This window comes from Desulforegula conservatrix Mb1Pa, from assembly GCF_000426225.1.
GTDB classification, from domain to species: Bacteria; Desulfobacterota; Desulfobacteria; order Desulfobacterales; family Desulforegulaceae; genus Desulforegula; species Desulforegula conservatrix.
The window spans coordinates 153,532-174,926 of the sequence record NZ_AUEY01000002.1; the positions used below are offsets into that span (position 1 = coordinate 153,532).

At 42.9% G+C, this 21,395-nt stretch carries 17 protein-coding genes and 1 tRNA gene; 7 read left to right on the forward strand and 11 right to left on the reverse strand.

Translation table 11 applies throughout. The features are described from left to right. Positions 1-98 precede the first annotated feature (98 nt). On the forward strand, positions 99-2,948 hold the full coding sequence (locus K245_RS26170) for a transporter substrate-binding domain-containing protein (protein WP_051283774.1): 2,850 nt from the start codon (positions 99-101) through the stop codon (positions 2,946-2,948). A 71-nt stretch (positions 2,949-3,019) separates the two neighbouring features. Here K245_RS26170 and K245_RS0101740 read toward each other — a convergent pair. Continuing rightward, positions 3,020-3,095: transfer RNA gene (locus K245_RS0101740), tRNA-Arg, on the reverse strand. A gap of 636 nt (positions 3,096-3,731) precedes the next feature. Between K245_RS0101740 and K245_RS0101745 the strand changes: the two genes are divergently transcribed. The 5 genes from K245_RS0101745 to K245_RS0101765 all read left to right on the forward strand — a co-directional run bounded on the left by K245_RS0101745 (position 3,732) and on the right by K245_RS0101765 (position 10,072). Next, on the forward strand, positions 3,732-5,144 hold the full coding sequence (locus K245_RS0101745; protein ID WP_027357928.1) for a S41 family peptidase: 1,413 nt from the start codon (positions 3,732-3,734) through the stop codon (positions 5,142-5,144). Between the two features lie 51 nt (positions 5,145-5,195). Further along, complete coding sequence (locus K245_RS22615) at positions 5,196-6,212, forward strand: divergent polysaccharide deacetylase family protein (protein ID WP_051283775.1); 1,017 nt, start codon at positions 5,196-5,198, stop codon at positions 6,210-6,212. A gap of 40 nt (positions 6,213-6,252) precedes the next feature. Continuing rightward, positions 6,253-7,635, forward strand: a complete 1,383-nt coding sequence (gene asnS / locus K245_RS0101755; protein WP_027357929.1) for an asparagine--tRNA ligase — start codon at positions 6,253-6,255, stop codon at positions 7,633-7,635. 489 nt (positions 7,636-8,124) lie between these two features. Continuing rightward, positions 8,125-9,315 carry a metallophosphoesterase gene (locus K245_RS0101760; protein ID WP_035276310.1) on the forward strand — a complete coding sequence of 397 codons (1,191 nt, stop codon included), beginning with the start codon at positions 8,125-8,127 and terminating at the stop codon, positions 9,313-9,315. Positions 9,316-9,361: 46 nt separating this feature from the next. Further along, positions 9,362-10,072: a Mut7-C RNAse domain-containing protein gene (locus tag K245_RS0101765; protein WP_027357931.1), complete on the forward strand. Its 711-nt coding sequence runs from the start codon at positions 9,362-9,364 to the stop codon at positions 10,070-10,072. Positions 10,073-10,079: 7 nt separating this feature from the next. On the opposite strand, the gene K245_RS0101770 is transcribed toward K245_RS0101765, so the two are convergent. The 8 genes from K245_RS0101770 to mgtE form a co-directional block, all read right to left on the reverse strand. After that, complete coding sequence (locus K245_RS0101770) at positions 10,080-11,159, reverse strand: protein-glutamate methylesterase/protein-glutamine glutaminase (protein WP_027357932.1); 1,080 nt, start codon at positions 11,157-11,159, stop codon at positions 10,080-10,082. Positions 11,160-11,470: 311 nt separating this feature from the next. Then, positions 11,471-11,932 (reverse strand): chemotaxis protein CheX, encoded by a 462-nt coding sequence (locus K245_RS0101775; protein WP_198013802.1) that lies wholly within the window; start codon positions 11,930-11,932, stop codon positions 11,471-11,473. Continuing rightward, positions 11,883-12,311, reverse strand: a complete 429-nt coding sequence (locus K245_RS0101780; RefSeq protein WP_027357934.1) for a response regulator — start codon at positions 12,309-12,311, stop codon at positions 11,883-11,885. Before K245_RS0101780 ends, K245_RS0101775 begins: the two co-directional genes overlap by 50 nt. Positions 12,312-12,341: 30 nt before the next feature. Continuing rightward, on the reverse strand, positions 12,342-13,184 hold the full coding sequence (locus K245_RS0101785) for an HDOD domain-containing protein (RefSeq protein ID WP_027357935.1): 843 nt from the start codon (positions 13,182-13,184) through the stop codon (positions 12,342-12,344). Then, complete coding sequence (locus K245_RS0101790; protein WP_027357936.1) at positions 13,181-13,660, reverse strand: chemotaxis protein CheD; 480 nt, start codon at positions 13,658-13,660, stop codon at positions 13,181-13,183. Before K245_RS0101790 ends, K245_RS0101785 begins: the two co-directional genes overlap by 4 nt. A 108-nt stretch (positions 13,661-13,768) precedes the next feature. Then, positions 13,769-15,940, reverse strand: coding sequence for a chemotaxis protein CheA (locus tag K245_RS22625; RefSeq protein ID WP_051283777.1), 2,172 nt, complete (start codon positions 15,938-15,940; stop codon positions 13,769-13,771). A 20-nt stretch (positions 15,941-15,960) separates the two neighbouring features. Continuing rightward, the gene (locus K245_RS0101800; RefSeq protein WP_035276311.1) at positions 15,961-16,800 is read right to left on the reverse strand and encodes a CheR family methyltransferase; all 840 of its coding nucleotides are present in this window, start codon (positions 16,798-16,800) and stop codon (positions 15,961-15,963) included. A gap of 140 nt (positions 16,801-16,940) precedes the next feature. Then, the gene (gene mgtE, locus K245_RS0101805) at positions 16,941-18,326 is read right to left on the reverse strand and encodes a magnesium transporter (RefSeq protein ID WP_027357938.1); all 1,386 of its coding nucleotides are present in this window, start codon (positions 18,324-18,326) and stop codon (positions 16,941-16,943) included. A gap of 558 nt (positions 18,327-18,884) precedes the next feature. Here mgtE and K245_RS22630 point away from each other — a divergent pair. After that, positions 18,885-19,535 carry a response regulator gene (locus K245_RS22630; RefSeq protein ID WP_051283778.1) on the forward strand — a complete coding sequence of 217 codons (651 nt, stop codon included), beginning with the start codon at positions 18,885-18,887 and terminating at the stop codon, positions 19,533-19,535. A 35-nt stretch (positions 19,536-19,570) separates the two neighbouring features. Here K245_RS22630 and K245_RS26175 read toward each other — a convergent pair whose 3' ends face one another. After that, on the reverse strand, positions 19,571-20,107 hold the full coding sequence (locus tag K245_RS26175) for a putative signal transducing protein (RefSeq protein ID WP_051283779.1): 537 nt from the start codon (positions 20,105-20,107) through the stop codon (positions 19,571-19,573). Positions 20,108-20,533: 426 nt separating this feature from the next. Beyond that, positions 20,534-20,836 carry a putative quinol monooxygenase gene (locus K245_RS0101825; protein WP_027357939.1) on the reverse strand — a complete coding sequence of 101 codons (303 nt, stop codon included), beginning with the start codon at positions 20,834-20,836 and terminating at the stop codon, positions 20,534-20,536. Positions 20,837-21,395 lie beyond the last annotated feature (559 nt).

Sequence of the window (21,395 nt, forward strand, 5' to 3'; positions counted from 1 at the left end):
AAAAACCATATCAATAATAAACCTAATATCTGTTCACAACCTTGCCAGGCCTTATTTTTTCCCAAAATCACGACCCTTAAAACTATCCGGAGAAATCAGTGCCTTCAAAGACCTACTCATATAGCTGCATATTGCTTTTCAGCTTTTTGGCATTAGCTCTTATTGGTATATGCTCAGTCGAAACTGCTTATTCTGAACCGCTGCCTCCAAAAGCTGAAAATAAAATCATAATTGGCGATGACCACAGCTATCCTCCATACGCTTTTCTGGATGAAAACGGCCAGCCATCAGGTTTTAACATTGATATTTCAAAGGCACTCGCCCGCGAACTGGGCATAAGGGTTGAAATACGTCTGGAACCCTGGAGCAAGGTAAAGACCGATCTCGAATCAGGTCAGATAGACGCCATATCAGGCATGTTCAATATGCCTGAAAGAAGACTCTTTTTCGATTTCTCCACAAGGCATAATATCTCGGCATATACTCTTTTTGTAAGAGCAGGTTCTGGCATAAAAAAAGCCGGTGACGCTAAAAACAGGGAACTCATTGTTGAAAAATCCGATATCGGCCATGACTGGGCCATTGCTAACGATTTTTCCAAAAAGATAATACCTGTCCCAAGTATTACGGAAGCGCTTACTCTTCTTGCAGCAGGAAAACATGACGCTGTTCTTGTCGGAAGAATGCAGGGGTATTACATAATAGAAAAATTTAAGCTTCAGGATCTTGTGGCTGTTGAAGACAATCTTTTTGAGATGGACTACTGCTTTGCCGTTAAAAAGGGGAATGCGGATCTTCTTGATAAATTGAACACAGGTCTGCAGATTTTGAAGTCTTCGGGAAAGTACAATGAAATATATGACAAATGGTTTGCAGTATATGAGACAGACAATTTTATTCTTAAGGCCAAATCATATCTATGGCTTTTTAAATGGGTCATCGTGTTTCTGGTATTTGTATTCGGAGGAATGTGGGCATGGAATTTTTCATTAAGAAGGGCCGTAAATACCAAAATAAGAAATCTGAATGAAAGTGAGCAAAGGTTCAAATCCATATTTGAATTCAGCTACGATGCGATGTCTGTATGGGATCAGGAATTCAGATGCGCATTCGTTAATTCTTCAGCAATCGATCTTTTTAAAATAAAGGAGAAAATCCCATCTGGCGCTGATATATCCTCCTGTTTCCGCCATATACCGGAACTTGGCACCATTCTTAAAGGAAAGATCGATAGGGCCTTTCAAACAGGCCAGCCCATAAAGTCTGAGGATCATTTCGAGGTAGACGGAAACATAATTTTCACGGAATCAGTCTTTTCTCCGATCAGGCACTATAACTCCGAGGTCTATGCAGTTGTAGTAATATGCAGAGACACGACAGCAAGAAAAATTGCCGAAGCCCGTCTTGCCAAGAGCGAAGCCGTATTCAGCAAAATGGTTCAGAACGCTTCTGATATTTTTGTAATCATAAAGCCAGACGGAGTAATTCGATATGTGAGCCCTGCAATTGAGACCATTACAGGATTCTGCCCTGATGAGCTTAGAAAATCCATCCTGTCCATAACACATCCCGATGATATTTCCATCGTGGAAAAAGCCTGGAAAGAATGCACCGGGAATCCATTAAATGCTGTCAAGGTTGAATTCCGGCATGCTCATAAAAATGGAGGATTTGTTCATCTTGAAGCGATTGGTCAGAGCTTCATTGATGATCCTGATATTAACGGCGTTATTGCAACGGCAAGGTCAGTTGAGGATAGAAAGACAGAAGAGGACAAGAGAATAGAAATGGAGCGCCAGCTTCTCCATACCCAGAAGCTGGAAAGTCTTGGCGTTCTTGCCGGAGGCATAGCCCACGATTTTAATAATCTGCTAATGGCCATCATGGGCTATGCTGAACTGTGCAGCTATGAAATATCAGCAGGCAGCATGGCGTCATCCCATATGAATGAAATCCTGAAGGCATCCCAGAGGGCCGCTGAATTATGCCAGCAGCTTCTTGCCTATACTGGCAAGGGCAGATTTATCATCGAAAGGATAAATGTTGATGATGTTATCAGGGATATGATTCCCCTGCTTGAAACCTGTATTTCCAAAAAAGCGAATATAGCCCTGAATCTTGAGGCAAATCTGCCTGAGATGGAGGCTGATGCCAGTCAGATTCGGCAGATAATAATGAATCTTATAATCAATGCGTCAGAAGCCATCGGAGATAGGAACGGCCTTATTTCCATTTCAGCCAGAAAGGTTTTTGGAGGAGAAATCCCTCCTGACTCAGCTTTTTTCAGCACAGTAAATCCTAAGTCAGAATATATAAATCTGGAAATTTCAGATAATGGGTGCGGAATGAATCAGGATACTCTCTCAAAAATTTTTGAGCCCTTTTTTACCACCAAGTTCACGGGAAGGGGTCTCGGAATGGCTGCTGTCCAGGGCATTGTAAAAGGGCACTGCGGAGCTATTCTGATTCAAAGCGAACCAGAGGTTGGAACTGTTTTCAATCTTTATTTTCCTGCGTCTCTAACGGGTATTGCATCAATGTCTGGCTCGGATCAGGAGATGGAGGTTGATGAATCCGAAATTCCGCACGGGAAAATCCTTCTTGTTGATGATGAAGAAATCATAAGGAAAGTCGGAACAGGAATGCTTGAAAAACTTGGATTTCAGGTGTTGACTGCCCAGGATGGACAGGAGGCCCTGTCTGTTTATCGCAGGAGCAGGGATGAAATTGCGTGCATAATTCTTGATCTGACCATGCCTGTAATGGACGGAGAAGAGGCATATAATGAGTTCTTGAAAATAGATCCCGACGTCAGGGTGATAGTGGCAAGCGGTTATTCTGAAACCGAAATATCATCCATGTTTTCAGGAAAAGGACTCGTAAGATTCATTCAGAAACCCTTCAAGGTAGATGCCCTCAAGAGAATCATACATAGAGCCCTTGAGTGATGGACTTTCATCATAGAGATAATAAAACCACATGATTTCAGGATCATGGGGCCTAATATGCTGATTTTAAATGGCGCGCCCGGCAGGAATCGAACCTGCGATCTTCAGCTTCGGAGGCCGACGCCTTATCCACTGGGCCACGGGCGCAAAACAGCCCTAAACTTAGATTATACCTGTCAATAAGTCAAGCCCCGGTATTGGCCAAAATAATGACTTCACATTTAAAAATGATGGACTGCAAAAAGCTAAGAAATGGCCTCAGTGCCATGCCGGACTTGATTCTGCATCTGCTTATTTTCAGATGCTTTTGGATTCCGGCCTGAGCCGGAATGACGGGAATCGGACTTTTTTCTATTTTGTCATTCTATAATGTGGCTCTGCCTGATTTTCAGTTAAGAAGTGCCTTTTATGGTTAATTTGCCATCAAAAAAGTGTGATGCGTAGGTCGGATTAGGACGCCCTTTGTCCGTAATCCGACGTTAAGCCGAGTGCCTCGAGCGGGTCGCTTTTTGTAAAAAGCTCCGCAGAAACTTTATGGTTTTGTTAGTAGGCAAAAAACTGATATTTTTAGAGTTTTAAAAATGTTAAGCCCATGAACTTTCAAATGTTACTGAGAATTGAGCATAACCACATTCTATAATCGGTGACGCGGAATTTTTTTTCATAAAGAATAAAAAGATTGATGCTTTAATTCAATAAAAATATTAGTATGCCAACTTATCTAAACCGGAACAATTGCTTTTGGTAGCCAATTTTTCAAAACATGAAAAGGACTGACAGATCATGCTCAAGCTAACCAGAAAATATCCTCGCCTCTCAACTGTTCTGACCGTAACCGTAGTCATCTGTATTCTCGGTGCCGGTTATGTCAGGGAAATATTTGCGGGTGCGGAAACTTCTGAAGAAACGTACAAATCCCTCAAGCAGCTAACAGAGGTTCTGGAAGAAATCCAGTACAACTATGTGGATGAAGTAAAACCCAACGAACTTATACAGAAAGCCATAGAAGGAATGGTAAGCAGCCTGGATCCTCATTCCGCTTTCATGCCACCTGAAAATTTTGCTGATCTGCAGATGGAGACAAAAGGTGAGTTCAGCGGAATCGGTATAGTCCTGACCATGAAAGACGGGGCAATAACCGTAATATCTCCAATTGATGGTACTCCAGCGGCAAAGGCGGGAATAAAGGCCGAAGACATCATTTTGAAAGTGGATGATGAACAGACCAGGGATATGCAGCTCTGGGAAGCTGTCAAAAAGATGCGCGGCAAAAAAGGAACGCATGTCAAGATCACCATTTTCCGCGAGGGAACCAAAGAACCCCTTGATTTTGATCTCGTGAGGGATGATATTCCCCTGGAAAGCGTGAAATGGGCAGAGCTTGAACCTGGATACGGTTATGTTCTCATAACAAACTTCAGGGAATCGACTGCAGAAGATACTGAAAAGGCAATCAAGGCTCTTGAAAGCGGCCCTAATCCTCTTAAGGGCCTTGTCATAGACCTCAGAGGTAATCCTGGCGGTCTCCTTGACCAAGCAATCGAAATAGCCGATCTTTTCATAGACAAGGGGCCTATTGTTTCGACAAAGGGCCGCAAAAAAGAAAATAACAGGACATGGGAAGCTACTCCAAACACGACGCCGAGAAATTATCCCATAGCGCTTCTGATAAACAGCGGCAGCGCAAGCGCTTCTGAAATTGTTGCCGGAGCTCTTCAGGATACCAATAAGGCGATTGTTGTTGGAACGACTTCTTTCGGAAAAGGATCGGTACAGACTGTCAAGCCTCTTAAAGATGGATACGGTCTGAAATATACGATCGCCAGATATTATACCCCTAACGGTAGATCAATCCAGGCCGAAGGCATTGTTCCTGATATTGAAGTGACATACGAAGAACCGAAGAAGGATGATAAGGCCGCAGCCGAAGAAAAAAAGAAAAAGAGCCTTTTCCTCAAGGAAAAAGACCTTAAGAATCACCTTGTAAATCCTGGAACAACAGAAAATGGGGAAACCAAGGAAAAAGAGAAGATAGAAGATAAGAAGGATGATAAATCCGCAAAGAAAGAAAAAGTAAAAATGCGGAAGAGTTCGGATACCTTTGAAGCAGAAAGACTTCTCGATGATAATCAGGTAAGAAGAGGACTTGATCTTCTCATCGGTTACAGCGTTTTTAAAAACATTAAGACAAAATAATTTCACGGGAGAGTCTTTGATGACCTTAAAGACTCTCCTGGTTTTCAAAAGATGGCAAAAAAAAGTCCAAAAAAGAAAAAGACCCCGGCTTCAGGGCCGATCACTGAAAATCTGAAAAAAATGGCGGCGGCTCTTATGATTCTCGCCGCCATTACTTTTTTAGGCGCGGTTCTGCTCAGGATTTTCTTAGAACCTTCACAACCTATTGTTTCAACAAAGAAAACTCCTCCTCCAAAAGAAAACATAGTCAAGCCTCCACAGCCTGAAAAAACTGTGACCAGGAAGCCTGAAACTGAAAAAGAACCCGATGATGAAGAATCGCTCGAATTCGAAATTTACAGCGAAGACACCATCAAGGAAGACAAGCCAGGCGTGGATCAACTCCCGCCCGGAGATCACACTCCAAGAATTGCAATCATCATTGATGACATTGGCAATGACAGGCAGATTGCTGAAAAATTTATGGACATCGGAGTCAACCTGACTTTTGCCATTCTTCCATACGGGACTTATCACAAGAGTCTTGCGGCAAGGGCTAATGCCCGGGGATTTGAAGTCATGCTCCATCTGCCCATGGAGCCCAACGAATATCCCAAAGTGAAGCCTGGTCGTAGCGCAATCATGGCTGGAATGTCTCCGGACACAGTAATCAACCGTATGAATGAAAACATGGAAGAAATTCCTTATATAAAAGGAATCAACAATCATATGGGATCAAGGGTCACGTCCAATTCCACCCAGATGTATCAGGTTTTTACCGCAATAAAAAAGAAGGATCTGTATTTTATTGACAGCAGAACCACTTCAAATACTATCTGCAAGCCGTCCGCCAGGCTTTTCAGAATTCCTTTTGCTGAAAGGGATGTTTTTCTTGATCATGTTCAGACCGAAGCTGCCATAGAAGCCCAGTTGAAAAAACTGATCATAATAGCAAAGGCGAAGGGGCAGGCTGTGGGAATTGGTCATCCCCATGAAGAAACATATGCTGTTTTGAAAAGAATGCTGCCGGAGCTTGGCAAGGAAGTTTCTTTCGTCCATGCTTCCGGCGTAGTCAAGGTGCCTAACTGAAAAAATCCATAAAGACTGACACAAACAGGAAATTCCGGCCATGAAAAGAAGCAGGATTAAATCCGTCATAAAAGAAGGAAAAAAAGCCGATCAGGTGATGATCTGCGGATGGGTCAGAACGAGAAGGGATTCAAAGGAATTTTCCTTTCTGGAAATAAATGACGGTTCATGCCTTATGAATATTCAGGTCATAGCGGATTCAAGCCTCGTAAATTATGATGAGATTATTCACCTTTCAACAGGATCTTCGGTAACAGTGGAAGGGCTTCTTGTCGAATCTCCGGGAAAAGGCCAAAATATTGAAATAAAAGCCGAAAAAATCGGCATTATAGGCAAAGCTGCGGATGACTACCCTTTACAGAAAAAGCGTCACTCAGAGGAGTTTTTAAGAAGCATAGCCCATCTCAGGCCAAGGACAAACCGGTTCGGCGCAATGTTCAGAATAAGGTCAGAAATAGCCATTGCCATACATAATTATTTCAGGGAAAAAGGCTTTTGTTATCTCCATACCCCTATAATTACCGGTTCTGATTGCGAAGGCGCCGGAGAGATGTTCAGAATAACCTGCCTTGACAAACTTCCTTCTCCTGATGAAACAGGCAAGAAGGATTTTTCCGCAGATTTTTTTGGTAAAGAAACAAATCTCACAGTTTCCGGCCAGCTTGAAGCAGAACTTTTTGCCCTCGCACTTGGAGACGTTTACACTTTCGGCCCTACCTTCAGGGCTGAGAATTCAAATACGAGCAGGCATGCCGCAGAATTCTGGATGGTGGAGCCTGAAATGGCTTTCTGCGATCTTGCGGGCGATATGGAGCTTGCCGAGGATTTTTTGAAATACCTTATCCGCTTTGCTCTGGAAAAATGTCATGAAGATCTGGATATTTTTTCAAAATTTGTGGATGAAAACCTTAAGAGCCATCTCGAAGCCATTCTTAATCAAGACTTTATCAGGCTGCCATATAAGGAAGCCGTAAAAATACTTATTGAAAGCGGGAAAACTTTCGATTTCAAACCTGAATACGGCAAGGATCTTCAGTCCGAGCACGAAAGATTTCTGACAGGAGACCATTTCAAAGGCCCGGTTATAGTCTATAATTATCCAAAGACAATAAAGCCCTTTTATATGAGGGTAAATGACGACAATGAAACAGTCGCTGCCATGGACGTTCTTGTGCCAAGAATCGGAGAGATAATCGGCGGATCCCAGCGTGAAGAAAGGCTGGATATTCTCGAAAAGAGAATGGACGGCATGGGTATGAACAAGGAAGAATACTGGTGGTATCTGGATTCGAGGAAATACGGAAGCGTTCCTCACAGCGGTTTTGGAATGGGTTTCGAAAGATTCCTCATGCTTCTGACAGGAACTACAAATATCAGGGACGTAATTCCTTTTCCAAGAACTCCTGGAAATGTTGATTTCTAAGGCCATTACCGATTTTATTTGAGGTGCATGTTCAGGGGAACTTTTTGTAAAAAGTTCACTGGAACGCATTTATAAAGACAAGTATCCTAAATGCCGTTCCCTATACCCCTCAAGAATTTTATGTTTTTTATTAACGATAGAGTATGGTTGAAGGCGTCGCAAAAATTCAAAAAAAGGCAACGGCGTTATGCCGGACTTGATCCGGCATCCATTAATTTGAGCTACTTCTGGATTCCGGCCTGCGCCGGAATGACGGGAACCGGACTTTTTGCGAGTTTATCATAGTTGACTCTATATTATTGCCTCTGCCCCCACTACCTAAAGTTGTTGCGGAGTTTTTTTCAAAAAGCGACCCGCCGGAGGCTCGTGATTTTTGAACGGAGATTTTTGAAGTATTGGCCTGCTGCCATCAATCATAAATCCAGATTCAGAGATCAAAAAGCCCGACGTTCAAAGCATTTAAACAGATTCATATAACAAAAAGAAATTATGATCAGACTATTTATTTTTCTTGGCATACTACTGACGCTTGTCGCTATTGCAGAATCATATATATACCGAAGGGTTGTGGCATATTCCTGCGTAGGCAAATGGGGGCGCCATACGACAAGAGTGCTGCTTTTTGCCCTGCTGGCGGCTGTCCCGCTTATAATAGGTCTACAGCGCCTGGGATACGAAAACTTCTGGACAGACTCTGCTGCCTGGATCGTATATATGAGTCTCGGCTTTTTATCCATGCTCCTTATGCTCATCGTGATAATGGATATTTTCAAGTTCACATGGTGGGGAACCAGAAAATTCACGGACGCAATTCCTGAGGAAACCGAAGACGAAGATTTCAACCCAGGAAGAAGGGTTTTCATAGGCACATCTTTCAGCTCCGCGCTCATAATGGCATCGGCAGGTCTAACTGCGGCCGGAACTTATCAGGCTGTAAAAATACCCGAAGTCAGGATGGTCACTGTTCCTGCCGGACGAATCCCTGAAGCTCTGACGAAACTCAAAATTGTGCAGATATCCGATATACACGCAGGGCCGACCCTTAAGCGTTCGTGGATTGAGGGACTCGTCAGGAAAATCAACAAAATCGAACCTGACATTCTTGTTCTTACGGGAGATCTTGTGGATGGTTCTGTTCAAAGACTGGGCGTGGATGTTTCACCTCTTGCGGAGATTAAGGCAAAACTAGGCAAATATTATGTCACAGGCAATCATGAATACTATTCAGGAGTTCTTCCTTGGCTTGACAAGGTCAAGGAACTGGGGTTCGAGATTTTTCAGAACAACCACAAAATAATAGAGCACGAAGGAGCGAGGCTTCTTCTTGCGGGAGTTCCTGATTTCAGGGCTGGAGGGTTCATCAAGGACCATGCTTCAGATCCCATGCTTGCAATCAAAGGAGCTCCTGATTCTGATTATAAAATACTTCTGGCCCACCAGCCCAAAAGTCTTCACGCTGCGACTCTGGCTGGTTTTGATCTTCAGATATCCGGCCATACCCACGGAGGACAGTTCTGGCCATGGAACCTTTTTGTGGGGCTTGATCAGCCGGTCACTGCAGGGCTTAAAAAAATTGAAAACATGCATATTTATGTCAGTCGCGGAACAGGCTACTGGGGACCTCCGGTAAGGCTCGGAGCACCCTCCGAAATAACCCTTATAAGACTTGCACAAACCTGAAGCCATGAATCAAAAAGCGCCAGTGATATTATTTATAGATCAAGATTTGCGCTTTTTTCTGCATAAAGCCATTAGGACGGCTGAATTCCTTGAATACGGCCTGAAAAACAGAAAGACCTCTATAAAGGATGTAATCGAATCCATTGGAATTCCCCACACCGAAGCCGGTTCAATAATTCATCATGGTAAACAGGTTGGATTCGGTTTTTATGCCCAGCAAGGCCTGCATTTCAGAATCGAAGCCATAAAACCTCCCCTTGATGTTTTTTCTTCTTCTCTTCTAAGGCCGGAGCCTTTGACAGAAATAAAATTCATTGTTGATCTTAATGCCGGCAGGCTTGCAAAACTGCTTAGAATGGCAGGTATGGATACAGCCTATGATCCTGAATTTTCAGATCTTGATATTGCCGAAAAAGCCTGCAATGAAAAAAGAATCCTTCTAACAAGGGACACCAATCTCCTCAAAAGAAAGCATCTTGAGTTCGCTAAATATGTAAAATCAATTCATCCTGAAGATCAGTTAAGGGAAGTTGTTGAATTTTTTGACCTGGGCCGGTTTCTTAAGCCGCTCACAAGATGCTCAATGTGCAATGGACTCCTTGAAAAAACAGAGAAGAAGGATATTGTCCACAGGCTTCAGCCAAAAACGATTCTTTATTACGAGAATTTTTTGATTTGCTCTTCCTGCGACAGAATATACTGGTCTGGCTCACATCTTGAAGGAATCATGGGCCTGCTGAAAAAATCAGGGATCTGATCCTGCCTTATTTATCCGATCCTGCCATATTCAAGGCAAGGGAAGCTATTCTCTCGAGAGGCACAACCTTGGTCACGGCCCCAAGCCTTATGGCTTCCTTTGGCATTCCGAAAACAACCGAAGATGCCTCATCCTGGGCAATATTTTTTGCTCCTGCGTTTTTCATTTCAAGCATGCCCTTTGCCCCGTCTGCTCCCATACCAGTCAGAATAACACCAACTGCATTTGCCCCGGCATTTGCGGCGACACTTTCAAAAAGCACGTCTACGGCGGGTCTCTGGTGGTTCACCATGGGGCCGTTTTTAATCTGGACATAATATCTTGCCCCACTCCGCGCAAGAACCATGTGGAAGTTTCCTGGAGCTATGAGGGCCTTGCCATTAACAACGCTTTCGCCGTCCTCGGCCTCCTTGACATGGATGGCGCAAAGGCCGTCGAGTCTTTTAGCGAACTGGGTTGTGAAACCGGCAGGCATATGCTGAACCACAACAATTCCAGGAGAATTTGGTGGCATCTTCATAAGAACATTTTTAATAGCTTCTGTTCCACCTGTTGAAGCACCAATTGCTATGATTTTGTCAGTTGTAAGTGAAAGGGGAGCGGATCTTTTTTTACGATTTATCTGGGTTCCTGCAAGATGGGCTGTCTGCATCTTGGATTTAAGATCAGAGATTCTTATTCTGGAAGCCCCTCTGATCGTCTCCTTGAGCTGTTCGACCATATCGCCTACACTGTATGCCTCCGCAGGTTTGCTGACTATATCAACCGCTCCGAGGGAAAGAGCCTCAAGGCCCAGTTCGCTGGAAGTTCTTGTGAGTGAGCTGACAATGATAACAGGAACAGGACGGTATATCATGAGCTTTTTCAAAAAAGTAAGCCCGTCCATTCTCGGCATTTCAAGATCCAGGGTTATTACATCAGGGTTCTGGGCAACAATCATATCCCTTGCCACATAAGGATCAGGAGCTGCTCCGACAACCTCCATATCCTTTTCCTTGGAAAGCTCTGTCGTTAGAATCCGCCTGACAACGGCGGAATCATCGACTATCAGAACCCTTATTTTTTTTTTAATAAAACTTATAGCCATGTATGCCTGTGAAATATCTAAACGGTTGGATGGTTTTTTCTCATTTATAAACTCATAAACTCCGGTTCTCAGTGCACCGTTTTCTTGCCACTACATCCAAAATCGGCAAGGTCGCAAAAAAGTCCTATTTTCGTCATTCCGGTGCAGGCTGGAACCCAGAAGTATCTTAAAATTAAAGATGCCGGATCAAGCCCTGCATGATGCTGACGCCATCTTTTGATTTTTTGCGAGTTTATCAGAATTATAGATCCGCCGTTTTTTCAACGTCAAAACAGAAATGTTGGCAGAGCACGCATTCTGTTTCAATCTTCTCAGATAAGATCGAAGCTCACGCTGAACAGCCCATTTAATGTTTTTACAAATGTCCGGCCCTCTAATGTATTATCCGGGGCTTTTATTTCCAGATCCTTATGGTTCAGTATTTCAGGGAGTTCAAGATGAAAATCCCCGCCAGCCAACGTAAGGGTATTTCCTGCGATCATGTTGACTATCTCGCCTATGGTCCCGGTCATGTCATTTTGGGTTATCTTTGACTCGTCAATGCCCATGAACGCAGAGGCAATGGACTTAAGAACAGAAACAGGGAAAATGCCCTTAAAATGGCCGGATCGTGCTCCTGAGAAGCTTATGGAGGCGGCCATTACAGATGAGGCGTTTATTACGGCTTCCATTTCAGGCTTATTTTCAAACTCGACAGGCATATAAAACATGGTTTCGAAAATTTCAGAAATCGAAATCTTCATTGCATTCAGCAGGGTCGTTTGAACGTCCATTAACATCTCCCAAGATCCTTTTCAGTTTTTCGCTTATGACTTCCGGAGTAAAAGGCTTTCTGACATAATCAGCTGCTCCTTTTTCAATAAATTCAATGATCCTTCTTGGATTTCCGTCCGTCGTAACAGCAACCACAGGAATTGATTTTAGTTTTTCATCGTGTTTTACCCTGTCAACAAGTTCCAGGCCATTCATTAAAGGCATATTATAATCTGTCATTATCAGATCAACTTCTTCCCTTTCCAGAATATTAAGGGCATCCTGTCCATCCTTGGCCTCAAGGAAAACGGCACAGCCAAAACCAGCGGCCTTGACCGTCTTGATGATAACGGCTCTCATTGGGCCTGAATCATCGACTATCAGAATTTTTAAAGTCATAGATAACTCCGGATCATTAATCTTAAAATGCTAATCTGCTCCTATGAGAGATTCAACTTTCTGCATTCCAATTGAAAAATCAACCATGATCTCCTGGATTACGTCGGGCGTGATACCAAGATCCCTGGCTATATCCTCATAAAAATAATATGAAAGACCGTCCGCTCCCACGCCTATGCCCATCATCATGCATATACAGTCAGCCATGTAGATTATGGCAGCCTCAGGTCCCTCGCAGTCTTTTGGTGAATGATGGTTCCTGATCATTTTGACCAGTTTTGGAGGGAACCCCCAGCTTTCGGCGATAAGTCCGGCTATTTCGGCATGATCTATGCCGATTATGGCCTTTTCAGCGTCCCTGAAACTTATGCCCTTGTTTTTTGCCGTATTGTAGATCTTTTCAAAGGCGTTTGCCGCAAATCTGTCCAGAACTACTTTCCCGAGATCTTTCAGAAGAGACGCCGTAAAAATTGAATGTGCGCCCTCAATTTTCATTCTTGCTGCCAGATCTTTGGAAATAAGGGCTGATGATACAGCATGACGCCACAACTCTCCTTCATGCAGACCATATCCTTCCTGGCTTGTCTTGAAATTCTCGGAACCAAATTTTACCATGACAAGGTCAACTATATGATTCATTCCAAGAATATTAACAGCCTCATGAACGGATTCTATCTTGCGCGGAAGGCTGAAAAAGGCTGAATTGCATACCCTCAGAAGGTTTGCTGTTATTGCAGGATCATATAGAATCAGCTCTGCAATATCTTCAGAGGAACTGTTCGGATCCTCAATGCGTTCCAGCAGCTGCTGAGCAATCTTCGGGAATGGCTTGAGATTCTTTATCTCGCTGATCAGTGATTCTACGGATTTCATATTTTAATCTCACCGTTTCCTGAAATCTTTATGGAAACCTCGCCTGTGGATATATCAAGCCTTATAGTACGGTTGACACTTCCGCCGACATCTTCATACGTGCTCATCACGTTGTTTCTGAAAAAGAGTTTTCTAAGCGCCATATGATTTCTTTTTCCAATATTGAAAAATCCTTTTTGATCAAGAATCTGGGCGCCTCCTGCTATAACCACCTTCATTCTTTGCTTTTTGGCTCCGAGAGCGTATGCAGATTTGAACAGAGTCGGAATTCCGGTGTCCGCGAACATGAAAGGATTTCTTTCAGCCTTTTCCTTGTCAAGCGAAGACTCCGGCAGCATATAATGAAGAATGCCGCCCACCTTTGCCAGAGGATCATATATTGCGACACCTATGCAAGACCCGAGTGAATAGGTAATAATATTATCACCTGAGGTGCCGCTTACTTTCATATCAGAAATACCGACTACAATATTCATCCAGACACACCCTTTACATCAGAATAAAAAACCGCTTTTTCCTGAATATCCAACAAGGCCAGTACCGTTGTTTTGCAATTGCCGGAACAATAAAAAATATAACGGAAATTACTCGAATATCCTGTCAAAAAGTCCTGGAACATCGATTATAAGTGAAACTTTACCGTCCGCGAGTATGGAACCTCCGGCTATTCCCTGAACACCTCTGAAGGTATCTCCAAGGGTTTTTATGACAAATTCATCTTTGCCAAGAACTTCGTCCACAAGTAATCCGAGGCGTTCGTTCTTGTTCTCAAGAACAATTACTATTCCTTCCCACGGATTTTTTACATCAACATCCACCCCGAAAACATTGCCTGTTCTTATGAGCGGAAGAAGTTTTCCCCTGACCCTGACCATTTCGCCTCGGTTATGTGCGGTCTTGTATTCTTCTTCCTTTGGCCTGAAAGACTCAAGTATCGCCATGGTGGGTATGATATATCTTTCCTTGCCTGCTCTGACTATCATTCCCTCGATTATTGCCAGTGTAAGAGGCAGATTGATATGGAACGTACACCCTCTGCCCGGAGTAGAGGTTATTCCGATATGTCCCCTCATTTTTTCTATGGACTGCTTGACAACGTCCATTCCGACGCCTCTGCCTGAAATATCTGTGACAGCGTTTGCTGTTGAAAATCCTGGTTCAAAAATAAGATCATAGATCTGGTCATCCGTGAGGTTGTCCGAAGACTGGATCAGCTTTTTTGAAAGTGCTTTTTCAATTATTTTTTCCTTGCTCAGGCCTCTTCCGTCATCATCTATCTCTATGACTATATTGCCACCTTTATGATAAGCCCTTAAAAAAACCGTTCCATGGGATGGTTTTCCGGCAGCAAGTCTTTCTTCGGGCGTCTCAAGTCCGTGATCCGCTGAATTCCTTATCATGTGGACCATGGGTTCATACAGGGCTTCTACCATATTGCGGTCTATTTCCGTATCTTCTCCGGTCATCTTGAGGATTATTTCCTTGCCTGCGGATTTAGAAAGATCCCTGATAAGCCTCACCATTTTCTGAAATGTGCTTCTTATGGGAACCATTCGCATTGACATTGCGATTTTCTGAATACCTGAAACCGCATTGGAAAGATGATTGATGAATTGATGGAACCTCGGTTCCGCTCCGATCATTGCCTGGGTATGCTGCTTGAGCATTGACTGAGCTATGACAAGTTCTCCTGTAAGATCTACAAGGTTATCCAGTTTGGAGATATCGATCTTGACCTGCTGGCCATTCTGGGATCTGGAATTTTTCTGATCTTTCAGGGCATTGTTGATTTCATTTGTGTCAGCCTTTTTCTGTTCAACAAGAATCTCTCCAAGACGTTTTTCAGGATGTTCCTTCTGAAAGGCAAGGGAATCATCAATGTCTTCTTTCTTTGCTATCCCCTTGAGGACAAGAATCTCTCCTATGGGCAGATCTTCTAACTCCTCTTCAGTCGATTCATCAATCAGTTCAATCTTGGCCTCAAGCTTTTTTATGTCTGTGTCGCTTTCCCTCCATGGAAATCCGGCCTCCATATTGGTTTTTCTGTCCATGATGAGACGCTTGAGGGTGTCCACAGCTTCAAAAATTATGTCTATTACCTTTTTGTTAACTGCAAAAGTTCCCTGTCTGACTTCATCAAGAAGGCTTTCTGTGGTATGTGAAAGGGTGTTTATTTTTTTTAGTTCAAGAAAACCTGATACGCCTTTTATAGTATGAAATATCCTGAAAATGCCATTCAGGGTTTCCTGGTCATTGGGATTTTTTTCAAGCGCAACCAGGGAAAATTCCAGATTATCAAGGCTGTCCATGGCTTCAACTATGAAATCGCAAAGAATCTGGACATCTTCTTCGGTTTTATTCTGGTGAAATTCTTCGATATTTTCAGCTTTGCAGGGTTCTGTCTGGCTTTTTCCGACAAGAATTGATTGTTCATCACTATTCTGACCAGAAATTCCGTATATGGCGGCCATGCTGTTTTCTGTAGAAAAGGAGTCTGACATTGCAAGCTTTTCCACGCATTCTGAAAGGGCCGAGGTATCTGATTCTTCCCCAAGGATTATTTTTTCCAGATATTTTCTTATTTCCGTAAGGGCATCCTGGACTGGATGATTCTCTGAGCAGGCGAATTCGTGGAGCGAAATCACAAAATTAAGGCTGTCCCCAAGGGCAGGTATATCCTCGACCGAAATGCCTGACACCATCATAAGGAGCTTGCCGAATTTTTCTCGGATGCTTGCTTCAATACTATTATTCATGGCGTATCTCTCTAAAGAGTTTAACTATTGCTTTTAAGGTAGATAGTCGGCTGCACATAACTGAAACTGTGGCTTATGCCCATAAGACTCTCTGAATGACCGATGAAAAGATAGCCTCCTGGCCTGAGGCTGTCATGGTACTTTTTTACAAGCTGTTCCTGGGTTTTTTTATCAAAATATATCATCACGTTTCGACAGAAAATAAGATCAAAATGATCCCTGAACGGAAAAGAATCCATAAGATTCAATCTCTTGAAAGTAACGGGCTCTCTTATGAAAGGCTTTACCTTTACCTGGCCATCCATGCTGGTATGGCCCTTGAGAAAGCATTTGTTTCTTAAAATCGGATTAAGGTTTTTTACTCTTTCAAAATCATAGATGCCTGAGGCCGCTTTATCCAGAACCTTTGTGGAGATATCGGTGGCAAGGATTCTGTATGGGAGCGCTCCTGCTTTTTCGGCAAAATCATTTAGGGAAATGGAAATGGAATAAGGTTCTTCACCACTTGAGCATCCTGCGCTCCAGACCCTGAATTCAGATGAGGATCTTCCTTTTCCTTTTTTCATGAAATCCGGCAGAATTTTGTCTGTCAGAAAATCAAAATGCTTCTTTTCCCTGAAAAAACTCGTAAGATTTGTGGAGATTGCATCCATGAGGCATACAAGTTCCTGACCTGATGAATCCTCCGTAACCATCTTGTAATAGTCTCTGAAACTCTCAAGACCAAGTTTTCTTAAGCGTTTAGAAAGTCTGGCCCTGACAAGATCCTTTTTACCTTCTCCGAGATTTATGCCGCATTTCTCATAGACAAGGTTTCTGAACTGATTGAAGTCTTTCGCGGATAGTTCAACTGATGTCATGGTCAAGTCTTAGGGACTGAAAATAATAGTTGCAAAGAAAAGATACTGAAACAAAATGAAGTGACTCTTCAACGTACAACAAATAAGCTGAATTTGTCAAATTTGCTGATTAATGATTTAAAGATTCCGGACGAGCGGTTTTATATCAAATGACCCTGCATGATAAAAATAGCCATGGAAAAATAAATAACCAGGCCTGTTACGTCGACAAGCGTTGCAACAAAGGGAGCGGATGAAGTGGCTGGGTCTGCGCCTATTTTTTTCATAAAAAGCGGAAGCATGGATCCGGTGAGAGTTCCCCATAAAACAACCAGTATCAATGACAAACCGACAGTAACTGCAATGGACAGCCAGTGTTCTCCATACATTCCAAAGGCCTTTTGCCATATAGCGATTCTTATAATGCCAATTACCCCAAGCAGTCCGCCCAGAGCCAGGCCTGAAAAAATCTCCCTTTTCATTACTGTCCACCAGTCAGCAAGCTTGACCTCGCCTAATGACATGGCTCTGATTACGAGTGTTGCAGCCTGGGAGCCGCTGTTGCCTCCGCTGGAAATTATCAAAGGAACAAACAGCGCCAGTACCACAGCTTTTGCGATCTCATCCTCAAAAGCTCCCATTGCGGAAGCTGTGAGCATTTCACCGATAAAAAGGCTTATCAGCCATTTTGCCCTTTTCTTTATAAGAGTAAAAAGAGGGATATCCAGGTAAGGGGCGTCAAGGGCTTCGGTACCACCGACCTTCTGTATGTCTTCTGTTACTTCTTCCTCCATGACGTCAAACACGTCATCAATGGTAACTATACCTATGAGAACTCCGTCCGTGTCAGTTACAGGAAGGGCCGTTCTGTCGTAGTCCTGGAAGATTCCAATAACAGACTCCTGGTCATCCGTGGCCTTAAGGGTCAGAAGTCTGCCATCCATAAGTGAGGATATAGGAACCATTGGCTCCGAAAGAATAATCTGTCTGATCCTCATGTCTCCGATGAGTCTTTCATTGTCATCTACGACATAAATAACATTCAGCGTTTCACTGTCGCTTCCGGTCTTTCTGATATGATCAAGGGCTTTTTCAACAGTCCATTTGTCATTGACACAGACATAATCCGGGGTCATGAGGCGGCCGACGCTCTCAGGCGGATATCCAAGCAGAGTGACTGCTATTCTTCTCTGTTCAGGAGACAGGAGCCTCATGAGCTTCTGGGTTATATAACCTGGGAGTTCTTCAAAAAGACTTGTTCTGTCATCAGGAGAGAGGTCGTTTAGCAGGGTCGACAGGGAATATGGATCTTTTGCAAGTCTGTCAACCAGTTCATGCTGTTTTTCAAGGGAAAGCTGCTCGAATGTCCTGACCGCAAGATCACGGGGAAGAAGTCTGAAAACAATGATATCATCCTGGGCAGGAAGATCATCAATTATACCCGCAATTTCAACAGGATAAAGATCTGTTAACACTTCTCTGAGAAGCTTGAAATTTTTAGATTTTATGAGCTGCCGGATTTCAGGATTGACGAGTGCGGAAAACATGAAACGGATCTCCCTGATTTATCTGGTTTCAATTTGAATTTGAAGCCCTGGCTTCAGCAAGCAGCCTCTTCAGAAAAAGCCGACATTTTGCGATACATGCAAATAATTAAAAACGCAATCATTTGTTTTATCAAATAAAAAACTAATAAAACAGCCCGGGAATCAATTGTATTATTCCGGACTGATTGTTCAGGTTATGTGTTTTTACACCCATTTATTTTTCTGGATTCATCCTTAAAAAAAAGTATTATGTTAAAGCAAAGACTGATGGCCTCGCAAAAAGTCAAAAAAGACGCCGGTGTCATGCCGGACTTGATCCGCCATCTTTGTATTTTCAGACACTTCCGGATTCATGCACCCGGTTTTCACAGGGGCAGGCCCGCCGGAATGATAGTAATCAGGCTTTTTGCGGGTTCATCAAGGCTGGAGTGCCCTTAATCCCTTTTTTATGGAACTCCAAAACAGAAAGCTATAACCAAATGCTATAATTAGGAATAGTCCGAAGAATTATGGTTGCTTCAGCGATTAATGCATTTTAGTCATTTTGTTAGGATCTTTATGGAAAATAGTAAACCATCAATTCTTATTGTGGACGACTTACCCGAAAATATCCAGATACTCAGTTCGGCTCTGGACGGCGAGTTTGAGCTTTATTTTGCCTTAAATGGTAAAGATGCGCTGAAGAGAGTGGCGAGTCTTAGGCCTGATCTTATTCTTCTGGACATAATTATGCCGGGAATGAGTGGATTCGAAGTCTGCAAAACAATAAAAGAAACACCTGAATTATCCGGTATTCCAATTATTTTCATCACTGCCCTTGGCCATGCTGACGAAGAATCCGAAGGCCTTATGCTTGGTGCTGCAGATTATATTACAAAGCCTTTCAATTCGGATCTTGTCCGTTTAAGGGTTCGCAATCATCTTGAGCTTAAAATAAAGAGAGACACCCTTGAGCAAAGAACACGTGAGCTGGAGGAGGCTCTTAAAGATGTCAGAATGCTTAATGAACTTCTTCCAATCTGTGCTTCGTGTAAAAATGTCAGAAATGATGAGGGATACTGGGAGCAGGTGGAGAAATACTTCAGTGAGCGCACGGATGTCATGTTCAGCCACGCCATTTGCCCGGATTGCCTTAAAAAGCTTTACCCTGAAATATACCCTGCCATACTTGAAGGGCTTGAAGCCCCAAAAAAGCCCGAAGACAGCTGATCAGGACATAATTTTGTGGCACTTCGGGACTCTTGCTAAAAGCCGGAATATTTTTTCATGAAAGACATCATTGCAATTACAAGATACACAATGGTCATGAATCCTGAAAGCATGATTATCGTCCATATTCCTGCTTTTAAAAGCGTGCTGGCCGATTTTGTTCTGTTTATCAGCTCGAGGGCCTGCCTTGACTGCGTGAAGGCTATTGGAAGGGTTATAAGGCCAGGAACTGTTCCAATGCTTATGATCAGAAGAAAAAATGCTTTTTTAGCAAGATTTTTTGCTTCATTTATCATCATTGTTTCTTGATTAATTACTTCGTATGCACCGTCATCGTCCTCGTCTGTTACCACATTTAAAGTATAAACACGCAGAATGTCCTGTGCCTGCGACTCATCCACCGCCTGAACCTTAAGTTCTATTCCCCGGGCAAGTTGCAGGTTTGGATACATGTTTCCGCACCCGTCCTTAAAAATATACGCAGGAATACCTGATCCCTCAAGCTGCCCTTTTGCCAGCTCTGCTTCTACTTCGGAATTGAATACACGCAAGGTGACGAGATTCTCGGGCATCTTGTCCTGTTTTAAAGAAGAATTAAGCGTGCGGAATGCTGGGGATAACCTGTTTTTCCTTTCTCTCCTTCTGGTCAGGCAAGGAGAGAAAGGAAAATTATCTTAAGCTGATAAATCAGGTAGACCGCTTAAATAATAGTAACGATCCGAATTTACTGATATTGATCATGTCTGGTCCGAGCCGTATTTTCACAGCTTCCTGCATGAACCTGCCATAATTAGACAGAGTTGACAAAGTCGCAAAAAGTCAGATTACCGTCATTCCGGCGCAGGCCGGAATCCAGAAGTAGCTCAAATTACTGGATGCCGGATCAAGTCCGACATGACGCCGTTGCCTTTTTTTGAGTTTTTGCGACGCCTTCAGAATTTAATCCAATTAATTTTTTTTGCGATCTTTTTTAAACTCAATTTAGCTGATTTTAATTATCATAAATCTTCTATTGAACCGATCTGTTCGTAAAGATCCAGATTAGGTTCTTTTTCAAGCAGCGGTCTTACCTTGGCAAGAAGATCCTTAAAATATGGAGTTGCAATATGCTCGTCAAAAGCCTTGCTGTCTCTGTATCTCTCGTAAAAAAGGAATTTTTCTGAATGATTGACTGATCTGTGGAGTACATAGCTTATCGCTCCCGGTTCGGTTTTCACATGCTGAATAACCTCCTTGAGAGCGGCCTCCACATCTCTTTCCTTGCCTGCCTTTGCCTTCAAAGTTGCACAAACGACAATCATGGACTTCTCCTTTTCATTATTATGTTTACCCGGCGATAAAACCCATTAACGCCAGAAAAAAATCCGCCATTAATTCACCTTTGTCTAAGGGATTGATCAGGTTATCTTTACAAAATGTTTTTCAAATAAACAGAATTTTATACAAGAGCATAAGGCTTGGCCATTTTAGAACCGCGTCATGCGGTTGCAAAAGAGGCTCCGGTTCAGTACCGGTATGGTACATATTCATCAGAACTCAGATGTAATGAATACCTGAAAAGTATTCATGTAGCAACACTAGTTATTTTGCTCCTTCTTGTAAAGATTTATCTCTGTATAAACTTAGTTTATTTTTCCAATAAGCATAAACACCAATATTCATTAATGGGAGTTGATTCTGGCCGATGTGGAATGATAAATGATATCAGGTAAAAGAGCCTCCATCATAATTGATGGACTCGCAAAAAGTCAAAATATGGCGTCGGCGTCATGCCGGGCTTGATCCGGAATCCAGGATTATTCATATACTTCTGGATGCCGGCCTGTGCCGGAATGACGGTAATAGGACTTTTTACGACCT